At 54.4% G+C, this 12,974-nt stretch carries 15 protein-coding genes and 1 pseudogene; 13 read left to right on the top strand and 3 right to left on the bottom strand.

What is annotated here, in order from left to right; translation table 11 throughout:
- Positions 1 to 48 precede the first annotated feature (48 nt).
- Together ENTMO_RS0122025 and ENTMO_RS0122020 are read right to left on the bottom strand one after the other, a co-directional pair.
- Entirely contained in the window at positions 49 to 981 is a 933-nt protein-coding gene (locus ENTMO_RS0122025) for a LysR family transcriptional regulator (RefSeq protein WP_010436313.1), read from the bottom strand.
- Positions 982 to 996: 15 nt separating this feature from the next.
- Complete coding sequence (locus ENTMO_RS0122020; protein ID WP_010436309.1) at positions 997 to 2,901, bottom strand: ABC transporter ATP-binding protein; 1,905 nt, start codon at positions 2,899 to 2,901, stop codon at positions 997 to 999.
- A gap of 135 nt (positions 2,902 to 3,036) precedes the next feature.
- Here ENTMO_RS0122020 and kefG point away from each other — a divergent pair, with 135 nt between their 5' ends.
- The 4 genes from kefG (at position 3,037) to slyD (ending at position 6,295) form a co-directional block, all read left to right on the top strand.
- Entirely contained in the window at positions 3,037 to 3,591 is a 555-nt protein-coding gene (gene kefG, locus ENTMO_RS0122015) for a glutathione-regulated potassium-efflux system ancillary protein KefG (RefSeq protein WP_085928927.1), read from the top strand.
- Positions 3,591 to 5,396: a glutathione-regulated potassium-efflux system protein KefB gene (gene kefB / locus ENTMO_RS0122010; protein WP_010436303.1), complete on the top strand. Its 1,806-nt coding sequence runs from the start codon at positions 3,591 to 3,593 to the stop codon at positions 5,394 to 5,396. The genes kefG and kefB overlap by 1 nt, the downstream gene beginning before the upstream one ends.
- Positions 5,397 to 5,409: 13 nt before the next feature.
- Complete coding sequence (locus tag ENTMO_RS0122005; RefSeq protein ID WP_010436300.1) at positions 5,410 to 5,610, top strand: YheV family putative zinc ribbon protein; 201 nt, start codon at positions 5,410 to 5,412, stop codon at positions 5,608 to 5,610.
- A 94-nt stretch (positions 5,611 to 5,704) separates the two neighbouring features.
- Positions 5,705 to 6,295: a peptidylprolyl isomerase gene (gene slyD / locus ENTMO_RS0122000; protein WP_010436298.1), complete on the top strand. Its 591-nt coding sequence runs from the start codon at positions 5,705 to 5,707 to the stop codon at positions 6,293 to 6,295.
- Between the two features lie 51 nt (positions 6,296 to 6,346).
- On the opposite strand, the gene ENTMO_RS0121995 is transcribed toward slyD, so the two are convergent.
- Positions 6,347 to 6,565, bottom strand: coding sequence for a protein SlyX (locus ENTMO_RS0121995; RefSeq protein WP_010436296.1), 219 nt, complete (start codon positions 6,563 to 6,565; stop codon positions 6,347 to 6,349).
- Positions 6,566 to 6,803: 238 nt separating this feature from the next.
- On the opposite strand from ENTMO_RS0121995, the gene fkpA reads away from it, so the two are divergent.
- The 9 genes and pseudogenes from fkpA to ENTMO_RS26780 all read left to right on the top strand — a co-directional run.
- Complete coding sequence (gene fkpA, locus ENTMO_RS0121990) at positions 6,804 to 7,622, top strand: FKBP-type peptidyl-prolyl cis-trans isomerase (RefSeq protein WP_010436293.1); 819 nt, start codon at positions 6,804 to 6,806, stop codon at positions 7,620 to 7,622.
- A gap of 167 nt (positions 7,623 to 7,789) precedes the next feature.
- A pseudogene (locus ENTMO_RS24450) lies at positions 7,790 to 8,513 on the top strand (helix-turn-helix transcriptional regulator).
- Positions 8,513 to 8,899: a sulfurtransferase complex subunit TusD gene (gene tusD, locus ENTMO_RS0121980; RefSeq protein WP_029485212.1), complete on the top strand. Its 387-nt coding sequence runs from the start codon at positions 8,513 to 8,515 to the stop codon at positions 8,897 to 8,899. Before ENTMO_RS24450 ends, tusD begins: the two are co-directional and overlap by 1 nt.
- Positions 8,899 to 9,258 carry a sulfurtransferase complex subunit TusC gene (tusC, locus tag ENTMO_RS0121975; protein WP_010436287.1) on the top strand — a complete coding sequence of 120 codons (360 nt, stop codon included), beginning with the start codon at positions 8,899 to 8,901 and terminating at the stop codon, positions 9,256 to 9,258. Before tusD ends, tusC begins: the two co-directional genes overlap by 1 nt.
- 7 nt (positions 9,259 to 9,265) lie before the next feature.
- Positions 9,266 to 9,553 (top strand): sulfurtransferase complex subunit TusB, encoded by a 288-nt coding sequence (gene tusB / locus ENTMO_RS0121970; RefSeq protein WP_010436283.1) that lies wholly within the window; start codon positions 9,266 to 9,268, stop codon positions 9,551 to 9,553.
- A gap of 124 nt (positions 9,554 to 9,677) precedes the next feature.
- Positions 9,678 to 10,052, top strand: coding sequence for a 30S ribosomal protein S12 (gene rpsL / locus ENTMO_RS0121965; RefSeq protein WP_000246815.1), 375 nt, complete (start codon positions 9,678 to 9,680; stop codon positions 10,050 to 10,052).
- Between the two features lie 96 nt (positions 10,053 to 10,148).
- Entirely contained in the window at positions 10,149 to 10,619 is a 471-nt protein-coding gene (gene rpsG / locus ENTMO_RS0121960; protein ID WP_003861706.1) for a 30S ribosomal protein S7, read from the top strand.
- A gap of 96 nt (positions 10,620 to 10,715) precedes the next feature.
- Complete coding sequence (fusA, locus tag ENTMO_RS0121955; RefSeq protein ID WP_010436278.1) at positions 10,716 to 12,830, top strand: elongation factor G; 2,115 nt, start codon at positions 10,716 to 10,718, stop codon at positions 12,828 to 12,830.
- A 69-nt stretch (positions 12,831 to 12,899) separates the two neighbouring features.
- The coding region (locus ENTMO_RS26780) for a hypothetical protein (protein WP_010436276.1) at positions 12,900 to 12,974 on the top strand (75 nt) is incomplete at its 3' end.

Here is a 12,974-nt window from a genome sequence, read left to right as displayed (position 1 = left end):
GGCGGCTTCGCCTTACCCGGCCTACGGGTTCGGTTGTCTTGTTTTGTATCACTCACTTTCCTGCAGGCTGCGCGCATACATCCGCCCTTCGGCGGCTAATGCCCGCAGGCTTGGGTCCTGCTCGCGGTTACGGGCAAAGACAATCGCGATAAGCTGCTGCATCTGGTACGGCTCCGCCAGCTTCAACAGCTGCACGGAATTCTCGTAGACCTTCTTCATCCTGCCCGGCATCAGCGTAAATCCAACGCCTGCCTGCACCAGGCTCAGCATCGAGAAAATGTCATTAACGCGCGTGACGATTTCCGGCTCGAACCCGGCGATATGAAACGCTTCCTGAAACCCTGCATACGTGGCGAACCCTTCCGCCAGGGCGACAAATTTCTGGTCTTTATAATCACGCAGATCCGCGGGGCCGCGGGTATTCAGCGTGGCGGAAGCCGGTGCGGCAAGGAAAATATCGTCGTGGAACAGGGGCAGCACTTCGAGGCTGTTACGGTCGATGTCGCTTTCGGAGATGGAGATAAGAATCGCGTCCAGCGAGCCTTCATCCAGCATGTGCAGCAGGGTGTCGTTGGAGCCCATCGTCAGATCCATCTCCAGATCCGGACGGCGCAGCTTCATGCCCATAATCAGACGCGGTACGGTTTCCAGGGTGAGCGAGTAGAGCGTGCCCACGCGCAGCCGCCCCTGGCCGATACCGGCGATTTTGCGGGACGCCTCCAGGCCGCGCTCCATCACCTGCATCACCTCCTGGCAATACTCCAGCAGCGTCCACGCGGAGGGGAGCGCAATCAGGTTACGCCCCTTGTGTGTAAAGAGCGGGCAGCGCACGTTCTCTTCCAGCGTGTGCAGCGCACGGTGCACGCTGACGCCGCTCAGGCCCAGCGTTTCGGCGGTACGCGCGATATTCCCCTTCTCCATAAACGTCATGAAGATGCTGAGCTTGCGGAATGTAATATCGCTCGTGGTATCGAAACGCATAACCCTCCCGATGGTTTAGTCGGCCTGAAGCATGGCTTCCAGCTGTTCCTGCGCGTCCAGCCACGCCATTTCGCACTCTTCGAGGCTGGATTTGGTTTTCGCCTGGGTTTGCAGACAGTCGGTCAGTTCCGCTTTGCGGCTCTGGTCGTACAGCTCGCTGTCGCCCAGCTTCTCTTCAACGGTAGCCAGCGTGGCGTTGAGCTTTTCCATCTCTTTTTCAAGACGGGCAATCTCTTTACGCAGCGGCTGCGTCTGGGTGCGCAGCTCCGCTTCACGGCGCTTCTGGTCTTTACGCGACTGCGCGCTGTTGGCATTGTCTTTCGCTGACTCTTCCGGCTGGTTCTCCTGCTTCTGCACGTCCGGCAGCCACTGCTGGTAGTCTTCCAGATCGCCGTCGAACGGTTCAACTTTGCCGCCGTGCACCAGGTAGAGATCGTCCGTGGTAGAGCGGATCAGGTGGCGGTCGTGCGAAACCACAACCAGCGCGCCATCGAACTCGATCAGCGCTTCGGTCAGCGCCTGACGCATGTCGAGATCCAGGTGGTTGGTCGGTTCATCGAGCAGCAGCAGGTTCGGGCGCTGCCAGACGATCAGCGCCAGCACCAGACGGGCTTTTTCGCCCCCGGAGAAGCGCTCGGTGTTTTCTGTCACCTTATCGCCCTGGAAGCCGAAGCCGCCGAGGTAGTCGCGCAGCTTTTGCTCCATCTCCTGCGGCGCCAGACGCGCCAGGTGTTGAATCGGCGATTCATCCGCGCGTAAAAATTCCAGCTGATGCTGGGCGAAGTAGCCCAGCTTGATGCCCTTCGCCAGGCCGATTTCACCGCTGACCGGGTTAAGCTCGCCCGCCAGCAGTTTGATCAGCGTCGATTTACCGGCGCCGTTACGCCCCAGCAGGCCAATGCGCGAACCCGGCACCAGGTTGAGCTTGATAGAATCGAGAATAATGCGCTCGGCATAGCCCGCGCTGACCTTCTCCATCTTCAGCAGCGGGTTCGGCAGGCTTTCAGGCTCGCGGAAGCTGAAGTGGAACGGGTTATCAACGTGCGCTGGGGCAATCATCTCCATGCGCTCCAGCATCTTGATGCGGCTCTGGGCCTGCTTGGCTTTTGAGGCTTTGGCCTTGAAGCGATCCACAAAGCTCTGCAGGTGCGCCACGCGCTGCTGCTGGCTTTCGTACATGGACTGCTGCTGGGCAAGGCGCGTCGCGCGCTGGCGCTCGAAGGAGCTGTAGTTGCCGGTGTACTCGAACATCGTTTGCTGTTCGATGTGAATGATTTTATCCACCACCGGGTCGAGGAAGTCGCGGTCGTGGGAGATCAGAATCAGAGTGCCCTGATAGCTCTTCAGCCACTTCTCCAGCCAAATAACGGCATCAAGATCGAGGTGGTTGGTCGGTTCATCGAGCAGCAGCAGGTCAGAGCGGCAGATCAGCGCCTGCGCCAGGTTGAGGCGCATGCGCCAGCCGCCCGAGAAGTCGCTCACCGGGCGTTCCAGCTGTTCATTGCTGAAGCCCAGGCCGTGCAGCAGGCTGGAGGCGCGGGAGCGAATGGTCCAGGCGTCGATGGCGTCCAGCTTGCCGTGAACGGTGGCGATGGCGTGACCGTCGTTGCGCTCGTTCGCGACGTTGAGTTCTGCCTCGAGCTTGCGGTATTCACGGTCGCCGTCGATAACATAGTCGAGCGCCGGCTCACTCAGCGCAGGCGTCTCCTGGTTTACCCAGGCAAGCTGCCAGTTCCCCGGGAAGGTAAAGTTACCGCCATCCGCGCTAATCTCGTTTTTCAGCAACGCCAGCAGGGTGGATTTACCGCAGCCGTTTTTGCCGACCAGACCCACTTTTTGGCCCGGGTTGATGGTAGCTGTGGCGTTATCCAGCAGGACGCGCACGCCGCGACGAATTTGTAACGAGGAGAAAACAATCATAGAAGCGCCGTATGTTCCGACTATGTTAATTTGTCATTATGATAATGTAAGGTGTGCGCCATTTTCCGCACCGGGCCGCCATGGTAGCCCAAAACAACGACGATACACAAAAACAGAAACAAGACCGGGAGGGGAATGATGTCTCAGACAGCAAAGGTGCTGCTGCTGTATGCCCATCCGGAATCTCAGGACTCGGTGGCGAACCGGGTGCTGCTTAAGCCGGCTACACAGCTCAGTAACGTAACAGTGCACGATCTCTACGCGCACTATCCTGATTTCTTTATTGATATTCCTTACGAGCAGGAACTGCTGCGTCAGCATGACGTCATTGTGTTCCAGCATCCGCTTTATACCTATAGCTGTCCGGCGCTGCTTAAAGAGTGGCTGGACCGCGTGCTGAGCCGGGGCTTCTCCAGCGGGGTGGGGGGAAACCAGCTGGCGGGAAAGTACTGGCGTAGCGTCATCACGACCGGTGAGCCTGAAAGCGCTTACCGTCACGACGGGCTGAACCGCTATCCGATGAGCGATATCCTGCGGCCCTTCGAGCTGACGGCGGCAATGTGCCGTATGCACTGGATGAGCCCGATTATTGTCTACTGGGCGCGACGCCAGCAGCCACAAGAGCTGGCGAGCCACGCCAGAGCCTACGGTGAATGGCTGGCCTCACCGATTCCGGCAGGAGGTCGTTGATGGAAGGATCGAATTTACTCCTCGCCGGGGTGCTGTTTTTATTTGCGGCGGTTGTTGCGGTGCCGCTTGCGGCACGTATCGGGATCGGTGCAGTGCTGGGGTATTTGTTGGCGGGGATCGCCATCGGCCCCTGGGGGCTGGGATTCATCAGCGATGTGGATGAGATCCTCCACTTCTCTGAACTGGGCGTCGTGTTCCTGATGTTCATCATCGGCCTTGAACTGAACCCGTCCAAGCTGTGGCAGCTTCGCCGCTCCATCTTCGGCGTGGGGGCGGCACAGGTGCTGTTCAGCGCCGCGATTCTGGGCGGGCTGCTCATGTTGACGCAGTTTTCCTGGCAGGCGGCGGTGATCGGCGGGATTGGCCTCGCGATGTCCTCCACGGCGATGGCGCTGCAGTTGATGCGCGACAAAGGAATGAATCGCAACGAAGCCGGACAGCTGGGCTTTTCGGTGCTGCTGTTTCAGGATTTGGCCGTCATCCCGGCGCTGGCGCTGGTGCCGCTGCTGGCAGGATCCGGTGACGATCATTTTGACTGGGTAAAAATCTCCATGAAGGTGCTGGCCTTCGCGGGGATGCTGATTGGCGGGCGTTTCTTACTGCGTCCGGTGTTCCGCTTTATTGCCGCCTCGGGCGTTCGTGAAGTGTTTACCGCCGCGACGCTGCTGCTGGTGCTTGGCTCTGCGCTGTTTATGGATGCGCTGGGGCTGTCGATGGCGCTGGGGACGTTCATCGCCGGGGTGCTGCTGGCGGAGAGCGAATATCGTCACGAACTGGAAATTGCCATCGATCCGTTTAAGGGGCTGCTGTTAGGGCTGTTCTTTATTTCGGTCGGCATGGCGCTGAACCTTGGCGTGCTTTATACCCATCTGCTGTGGGTGGCCGTGAGCGTGGCGGTGCTGGTGGCGGTGAAAACGCTGGTGCTCTACGTACTGGCCCGTATTTACGGGCTGCGTAGCTCGGAACGCATGCAGTTTGCCAGCGTGCTAAGCCAGGGAGGAGAGTTCGCGTTTGTGCTGTTCTCTACCGCATCTTCCCAAAAACTCTTCAAAGATGACCAGATGGCGCTGCTGCTGGTGACGGTCACGCTGTCGATGATGACCACGCCGCTGCTGATGAAGCTGGTGGATAAACTGCTGTCGCGCCGGTTTAACCCGGCTGATGATGAAGATGAAGCGCCCTGGGTGGAAGATGATAAGCCACAGGTTATCGTCGTGGGTTTTGGCCGTTTCGGACAGGTGATTGGGCGTTTGCTGATGGCGAACAAAATGCGCATCACGGTACTGGAGCGCGATATCAGTGCGGTCAACCTGATGCGCAAATATGGCTATAAGGTTTACTACGGCGACGCGACCCAGCTTGAGCTGCTGCGCTCGGCGGGGGCGGAAGCGGCAGAGTCCATCGTGATTACCTGCAATGACCCGGAAGATACCATGAAGCTGGTGGAGCTGTGTCAGCAGCATTTCCCGCATCTGCATATTCTGGCGCGTGCGCGGGGACGTGTTGAAGCTCACGAATTGTTGCAGGCGGGTGTGAAACACTTCTCCCGTGAGACGTTCTCCAGTGCGCTGGAGTTGGGCCGTAAGGCGCTGATCTCGCTCGGCATGCATCCGCATCAGGCGCAGCGCGCCCAGATGCACTTCCGCCGGCTGGATATGCGGATGCTGCGCGAGCTGATGCCGGTCCATACCGATACGGCGCAAATCTCCCGCGTGCGGGAAGCGCGTCGCGAGCTGGAGGAGATCTTCCAGAGAGAGATGCAACAGGAACGACGCCAACTGGGCGGCTGGGACGAATTTGAATAAAGGGTAACGAAAGATGGCTGTACGTAAACGCTTTATCGCGGGGGCAAAATGCCCGACCTGCCAGGCGCAAGATACCCTGGCTATGTGGCGTGAGAATAATATTGATGTAGTTGAGTGTGTTAAGTGCGGTCACCAGATGCGTGAGGCTGATAAAGAGGCCCGCGATCACGTTCGCAAAGAAGAGCAAGTGATCGGCATTTTTCATCCGGACTAGCGATATGCCCTGAGTTTTTTTAAGCTAAAGGGTACACGGGTGCAGATTTCCGCTACAATCTGCGCCAGCAATTTTCCCACGCTCAGGAGATATCATGAAAGTAGCAAAAGACCTGGTGGTCAGCCTGGCCTATCAGGTACGTACAGAAGACGGTGTGTTGGTTGATGAGTCTCCGGTGAGTGCGCCGCTGGACTACCTGCATGGTCACGGCTCCCTGATTTCTGGCCTGGAAACAGCGCTGGAAGGTCATGACGTTGGCGACAAATTTGACGTTGCTGTAGGCGCGAACGACGCTTACGGTCAGTATGACGACAACCTGGTTCAGCGCGTTCCTAAAGACGTGTTCATGGGCGTTGACGAACTGCAGGTTGGCATGCGCTTCCTGGCGGAAACCGACCAGGGCCCGGTGCCGGTTGAAATCACTGAAGTTGAAGACGACCACGTTGTGGTTGACGGCAACCACATGCTGGCTGGCCAGAACCTGAAATTCAACGTAGAAGTTGTTGCGATCCGTGAAGCAACCGAAGAAGAACTGGCTCATGGCCACGTTCACGGTGCACACGACCATGACCATGACCACGATCACGGCCACGACGGCTGCTGCGGTGGTCACGGCCACGATCACGACCATGGTCACGACCACGGTAAAGGTGGTTGCGGCAACGGCGGCTGCGGCTGCCACTAATACCGTCATGCGGAAAATAAAAAAGCGGGATAATCCCGCTTTTTTTACGTCTCAATAATGAGGTGGTGGTGTCTCTTCTGACTGAGAGGCGATGTGCGACGACTGCGTTGCCTTCACTTTTTCAGTGAGCAGGCGCATCAGATCGCGCAGCTTAGCCATTTCAAGTTCATGGGCGGTTACGGTCTGGTTAAGTTCTTCGATGGTGATGTCCTGAAAAGCCAGTCGGCTTTCCAGCTCAGCCAGTCTCGCTTCAATCAATGTGTCCTTCATGGTTCACCTCGTCAATTTCACACTCGCCATAATGGGCCTGCGGCGGCGAAGTTTAACTGAGTTTATCCTCAAGTGCAGTATCCATCCCTTTGGCAAGAAACTTATTTAAACAAAAATAGTCTGAAAAGAGACGAGAATCGGGAGAGTCTGTCTGTAGATTTCTTCCGCAACGATTTATAGTACGTCACTCATTTACGTTTAATGCTGGGGTGAGAGTCCCCAGGCCCTGGAGATATGGATGAAATCACTGTTCAAAGTAACGCTGCTGGCGACGACAATGGCTGTCGCACTGAATGCACCGCTGTCTTTCGCTGCTGACACTGCAGCGAAGCCTGCTGCAACTGCAGACAGCAAAGCGGCGTTCAAAAATGACGACCAGAAATCCGCCTACGCACTTGGCGCATCTCTGGGTCGTTACATGGAAAACTCTCTGAAAGAGCAAGAGAAACTGGGCATCAAACTGGACAAAGCTCAGCTGATCGCGGGTGTTCAGGATGCGTTTGCAGATAAGAGCAAACTGTCTGACCAGGAAATCGAACAGACTCTGCAGGCGTTTGAAGCGCGTGTGAAAGGTGCTGCTCAGACCAAAATGGAAGCAGATGCCAAAGACAACGAAGCGAAAGGCAAAGCCTACCGCGATACCTTTGCTAAAGAAAAAGGTGTAAAAACCTCCTCTACTGGCCTGGTGTACAAAGTTGAGAAAGAAGGTACCGGTGATGCGCCTAAAGACAGCGACACCGTTGTGGTTAACTACAAAGGTACGTTGATCGACGGTAAAGAGTTCGACAACTCTTACACCCGTGGTGAGCCTCTTTCCTTCCGTCTGGACGGTGTGATCCCGGGCTGGACCGAAGGCCTGAAAAACATCAAGAAAGGCGGCAAGATCAAGATGGTCATCCCACCGGATCTGGCTTACGGCAAAACCGGTGTTCCGGGTATCCCAGCGAACTCTACGCTGGTCTTTGACGTAGAGCTGCTGGACATCAAACCGGCACCTAAAGCGGATGCCAAGGCAGATGCTCCGGCTGACGATAAAGCCGCTGCTGCTAAGAAGTAATGCTGAAAAAAAACCGCCGCCTTTGAGGCGGCGGTTTTTTTATTGTAGGGCAGATATAATTAACACTGGAAAGCGCTATACACGCTGTATTAATTTAGTTGTCCGTGTAGATAATGAGCCTGCCCTGAAAACCTAACGACAGGCTCCTGAAAAGGAGTGTTTTTTTCATGTCCAGGTCGCTTTTAACCAACGAAACCAGTGAACTCGATTTGCTGGATCAACGTCCTTTTGACCAGACCGACTTCGATATTCTGAAATCCTACGAGGCGGTGGTGGACGGGTTAGCGATGCTCATTGGCTCCCACTGCGAAATCGTATTGCACTCCCTGCAAGATCTGAAGTGTTCCGCCATCCGCATTGCGAATGGTGAACATACTGGCCGTAAAATTGGTTCGCCAATCACCGACCTTGCATTGCGTATGTTGCATGACATGACCGGCGCGGACAGCAGCGTCTCCAAATGTTACTTCACCCGCGCCAAAAGCGGTGTGTTGATGAAATCAGAAACTATCGCCATTCGAAACCGTGACCATCGTGTCATCGGTTTGCTGTGCATCAACATGAACCTTGATGTACCGTTCTCCCAAATCATGAGCACCTTTATCCCACCTGAAACCCCAGATGTGGGCTCTTCTGTGAATTTTGCCTCCTCTGTTGAGGATCTGGTGACCCAAACGCTGGAGTTCACCATTGAAGAGGTGAATGCCGACCGCAACGTATCGAACAACGCCAAGAACCGTCAGATCGTACTTAACCTCTACGAGAAAGGGATTTTTGACATCAAAGACGCCATTAACCGGGGTGGCCGATCGTCTGAATATCTCCAAGCACACGGTTTACCTCTACATTCGCCAGTTCAAAAGCGGCGATTTCCTGGGGCAAGACAAGTAATGCGTTTTGCGTTAATGGTGACAGGCCCGGCGTATGGCACTCAGCAGGCCAGCAGTGCGCTGCAGTTTGCTCATGCGCTACTTGAGGCTGGACACGAACTGGCGAGCGTCTTCTTCTATCGGGAAGGGGTCTATAACGCGAACCAGTTTACGTCACCGGCGAGCGATGAATTTGACCTTGTCCGCGCCTGGCAGGCATTAAACGAAAAGCAGGGCGTTGAGCTGCATATCTGCGTGGCAGCGGCATTGCGTCGCGGCGTGACGGATGCGGCCGAAGCGGAGCGTCTCGGCTTGCCAGGGGCTAACCTTCAGCCCGGTTTTTCGTTGAGTGGCCTGGGGGCACTGGCCCAGGCCGCGCTAACCTGCGACAGAGTGGTGCAGTTTTAATGAAGCGTGTCGCGTTTGTTTTTTCGTCTGCTCCCCATGGGAGTGCGTCTGGCAGAGAAGGGCTGGACGCGTTGCTTGCAACCTCCGCATTAACCGAAGATATTGGCGTATTCTTTCTGGGAGACGGCGTATTCCAGCTGCTGGCGGGCCAGCAACCGCAGGCAATTCTGGCGCGGGACTACATCGCTACCTTCAAAGTTTTACCGCTTTACGACATTGAAACCTTCTACGTGTGTGCTGACTCTTTGGCTGCGCGCGGTCTCAATGATAAGACGCCTTTCGTGCTGGATGTCACGCTCCTCCCCGCGGGTGCGCTGCGCGAACAACTCTCTCACTATGATACTGTTCTGACTTTCTGAGGCTGACATGCTGCACACTCTGAGCCATTCCCCGTGGCAATGTGATATCGACGCGTTACTGAGCATGTTGCGCGAAGGGGATGATTTGCTGCTGATTCAGGACGGTGTGCTTGCGGCGCTTGATGATAGTCAGTTCGTTGAAATCCTCAGCAGTGCCCCCATATCCATCTCTGCGCTGAAAGACGATCTTGAAGCGCGAGGTCTTGCTGGTCAAATTTCAGCCAAAATTGACGTGGTTGGCTATACTGATTTCGTCAATCTTACTGTGACACACCCCAGTCAAATGAACTGGTGATTTGAGATCGCTGTATATTTCTTGACACCTTTTCGACGTAGCCCTAAAATTTCGCGTCCTCATATTGTATGAGGTCGATTTATTACGTGTTTACGAAGCAAAAGCTAAAACCAGGAGCTATTTAATGGCAACAGTTAACCAGCTGGTACGCAAACCACGTGCACGCAAAGTTGCAAAAAGCAACGTGCCTGCACTGGAAGCCTGCCCGCAGAAACGTGGCGTATGTACTCGTGTATATACCACCACTCCTAAAAAACCAAACTCCGCACTGCGTAAAGTATGCCGTGTGCGTTTGACTAACGGTTTCGAAGTGACTTCCTACATCGGTGGTGAAGGTCACAACCTGCAGGAGCACTCCGTGATCCTGATCCGTGGCGGTCGTGTTAAAGACCTTCCGGGTGTTCGTTACCACACCGTTCGTGGTGCGCTCGACTGCTCAGGTGTTAAAGACCGTAAGCAGGCTCGCTCCAAGTACGGCGTGAAGCGTCCTAAGGCTTAATGGTTCTCCGTTAAGTAAGGCCAAACTGATTTATCTTAATGTCACACTAAACTCTTTGAGTTTTGGACAATCCTGAATTAACAACGGAGTATTCCCATGCCACGTCGTCGCGTCATTGGTCAGCGTAAAATCCTTCCAGATCCGAAATTCGGATCAGAACTGCTGGCAAAATTTGTAAATATCCTGATGGTAGATGGTAAAAAATCTACTGCAGAAGCAATCGTATACAGCGCGCTTGAGACCCTGGCTCAGCGTTCTGGTAAAAATGAACTGGAAGCTTTCGAAGTCGCTCTCGACAACGTTCGCCCAACTGTAGAAGTTAAGTCCCGCCGCGTTGGTGGTTCTACTTATCAGGTTCCAGTTGAAGTTCGTCCGGTTCGTCGTAATGCTCTGGCAATGCGTTGGATCGTTGAAGCTGCTCGTAAACGCGGTGATAAATCCATGGCTCTGCGTCTGGCGAACGAACTTTCTGATGCTGCAGAAAACAAAGGTACTGCAGTTAAGAAACGTGAAGACGTTCACCGTATGGCAGAAGCCAACAAGGCGTTCGCACACTACCGTTGGTAATCCCTTCGGAGTATTAGTCACCAGGCGGGCGCTTCAGAGAAGCCGCCCGCTCTGGGTAACTTAACTGAACGCCTAAAGAAACAAACGAGGAATCAAATGGCTCGTACAACACCCATCGCACGCTACCGTAACATCGGTATCAGTGCGCACATCGACGCCGGTAAGACCACTACTACCGAACGTATTCTGTTCTACACCGGTGTAAACCACAAAATCGGTGAAGTTCATGACGGCGCAGCCACCATGGACTGGATGGAACAGGAGCAGGAGCGTGGTATTACTATCACCTCCGCAGCGACTACTGCATTCTGGTCAGGTATGGCTAAGCAGTACGAACCGCATCGCGTAAACATCATCGACACCCCAGGCCACGTTGACTTCACCATCGAAGTAGAACGTTCCATGCGTGTTCTTGACGGCGCGGTAATGGTTTATTGCGCAGTTGGTGGTGTTCAGCCACAGTCTGAAACCGTATGGCGTCAGGCGAACAAATATAAAGTTCCACGCATCGCGTTCGTTAACAAAATGGACCGTATGGGTGCTAACTTCCTGAAAGTTGTTGGTCAGATCAAAACCCGTCTGGGCGCGAACCCTGTTCCGCTGCAGCTGGCAATTGGTGCTGAAGAAGGTTTCACCGGTGTTATCGACCTGGTGAAAATGAAAGCCATCAACTGGAACGAAGAAGACGCAGGCGTTACCTTCACTTACGAAGATATCCCAGCAGACATGCAGGACCTGGCTGACGAATGGCACCAGAACCTGATCGAGTCCGCTGCTGAAGCTTCTGAAGAGCTGATGGAGAAATACCTGGGTGGTGAAGAACTGACTGAAGAAGAGATCAAGAAAGCTCTGCGTCAGCGCGTTCTGAACAACGAAATCATCCTGGTAACCTGTGGTTCTGCGTTCAAGAACAAAGGTGTTCAGGCGATGCTGGATGCGGTAGTTGACTACCTGCCATCCCCAGTTGACGTACCTGCGATCAACGGCATCCTGGACGACGGTAAAGATACTCCGGCTGAGCGTCACGCAAGTGATGACGAGCCGTTCTCTGCACTGGCGTTCAAAATTGCTACCGACCCATTCGTGGGTAACCTGACCTTCTTCCGCGTTTACTCTGGTGTGGTTAACTCCGGTGACACCATCCTGAACTCCGTGAAAGCGGCGCGTGAGCGTTTTGGCCGTATCGTACAGATGCACGCTAACAAACGTGAAGAGATCAAAGAAGTTCGTGCGGGCGACATCGCTGCAGCTATCGGTCTGAAAGACGTGACTACTGGTGACACCCTGTGTAACCCAGATCACCCGATCATTCTGGAGCGTATGGAATTCCCTGAGCCGGTAATCTCCATCGCGGTTGAACCAAAAACCAAAGCTGACCAGGAAAAAATGGGTCTGGCTCTGGGCCGTCTGGCGAAAGAAGACCCATCATTCCGCGTATGGACTGATGAAGAATCTAACCAGACCATCATCGCTGGTATGGGTGAGCTGCACCTGGATATCATCGTTGACCGTATGAAGCGTGAATTCAACGTTGAAGCGAACGTGGGTAAACCTCAGGTTGCTTACCGCGAAGCGATTCGTGCGAAAGTTACCGATGTTGAAGGTAAACACGCTAAGCAGTCTGGTGGTCGCGGTCAGTACGGTCACGTTGTGATCGACATGTACCCACTGGAGCCGGGCTCTAACCCTAAAGGTTACGAGTTCATCAACGACATCAAAGGTGGTGTAATTCCTGGCGAATACATCCCAGCCGTGGATAAAGGCATCCAGGAGCAGCTGAAAGCGGGCCCTCTGGCTGGCTATCCAGTTGTTGACATGGGTGTTCGTCTGCACTTCGGTTCTTACCATGACGTTGACTCCTCTGAACTGGCGTTTAAACTGGCTGCGTCTATTGCCTTTAAAGAAGGCTTTAAGAAAGCAAAACCAGTTCTGCTTGAGCCGATCATGAAGGTTGAAGTAGAAACTCCTGAAGAGAACACCGGTGACGTTATCGGTGACTTGAGCCGTCGTCGCGGTATGCTGCGTGGTCAGGAATCTGAAGTAACTGGCGTTAAGATCCACGCTGAAGTTCCGCTGTCTGAAATGTTCGGATATGCAACTCAGCTGCGTTCTCTGACCAAAGGTCGTGCATCATACACCATGGAATTCCTGAAGTATGATGATGCGCCTAACAACGTTGCTCAGGCCGTTATTGAAGCCCGTGGTAAGTAATCCACAGGATTAAAACCTAAGTCCCGTGCTCTCTCCAAAGGGGAGAGCACTATAGTAAGGAATATAGCCGTGTCTAAAGAAAAATTTGAACGTACAAAACCGCACGTCAACGTTGGTACTATCGGCCACGTTGACCATGGTAAA

The sequence above is a fragment of the Enterobacter mori LMG 25706 genome, from assembly GCF_000211415.1.
Taxonomy (GTDB): Bacteria; Pseudomonadota; Gammaproteobacteria; order Enterobacterales; family Enterobacteriaceae; genus Enterobacter; species Enterobacter mori.
The sequence above is the reverse complement of the archived record's forward strand: the minus strand, read 5'-3'. Positions and strand labels throughout refer to the sequence as shown.

Excerpts from the sequence above, each read along its gene's own strand:
- ENTMO_RS0122025 (WP_010436313.1), bottom strand. The coding sequence starts at position 981 with ATGCGTTTCGATACCACGAGCGATATTACATTCCGCAAGCTCAGCATC.
- ENTMO_RS0122020 (WP_010436309.1), bottom strand. The coding sequence starts at position 2,901 with ATGATTGTTTTCTCCTCGTTACAAATTCGTCGCGGCGTGCGCGTCCTG.
- kefG (WP_085928927.1), top strand. The coding sequence starts at position 3,037 with ATGATGTCTCAGACAGCAAAGGTGCTGCTGCTGTATGCCCATCCGGAA.
- kefB (WP_010436303.1), top strand. The coding sequence starts at position 3,591 with ATGGAAGGATCGAATTTACTCCTCGCCGGGGTGCTGTTTTTATTTGCG.
- ENTMO_RS0122005 (WP_010436300.1), top strand. The coding sequence starts at position 5,410 with ATGGCTGTACGTAAACGCTTTATCGCGGGGGCAAAATGCCCGACCTGC.
- slyD (WP_010436298.1), top strand. The coding sequence starts at position 5,705 with ATGAAAGTAGCAAAAGACCTGGTGGTCAGCCTGGCCTATCAGGTACGT.
- ENTMO_RS0121995 (WP_010436296.1), bottom strand. The coding sequence starts at position 6,565 with ATGAAGGACACATTGATTGAAGCGAGACTGGCTGAGCTGGAAAGCCGA.
- fkpA (WP_010436293.1), top strand. The coding sequence starts at position 6,804 with ATGAAATCACTGTTCAAAGTAACGCTGCTGGCGACGACAATGGCTGTC.
- tusD (WP_029485212.1), top strand. The coding sequence starts at position 8,513 with ATGCGTTTTGCGTTAATGGTGACAGGCCCGGCGTATGGCACTCAGCAG.
- tusC (WP_010436287.1), top strand. The coding sequence starts at position 8,899 with ATGAAGCGTGTCGCGTTTGTTTTTTCGTCTGCTCCCCATGGGAGTGCG.
- tusB (WP_010436283.1), top strand. The coding sequence starts at position 9,266 with ATGCTGCACACTCTGAGCCATTCCCCGTGGCAATGTGATATCGACGCG.
- rpsL (WP_000246815.1), top strand. The coding sequence starts at position 9,678 with ATGGCAACAGTTAACCAGCTGGTACGCAAACCACGTGCACGCAAAGTT.
- rpsG (WP_003861706.1), top strand. The coding sequence starts at position 10,149 with ATGCCACGTCGTCGCGTCATTGGTCAGCGTAAAATCCTTCCAGATCCG.
- fusA (WP_010436278.1), top strand. The coding sequence starts at position 10,716 with ATGGCTCGTACAACACCCATCGCACGCTACCGTAACATCGGTATCAGT.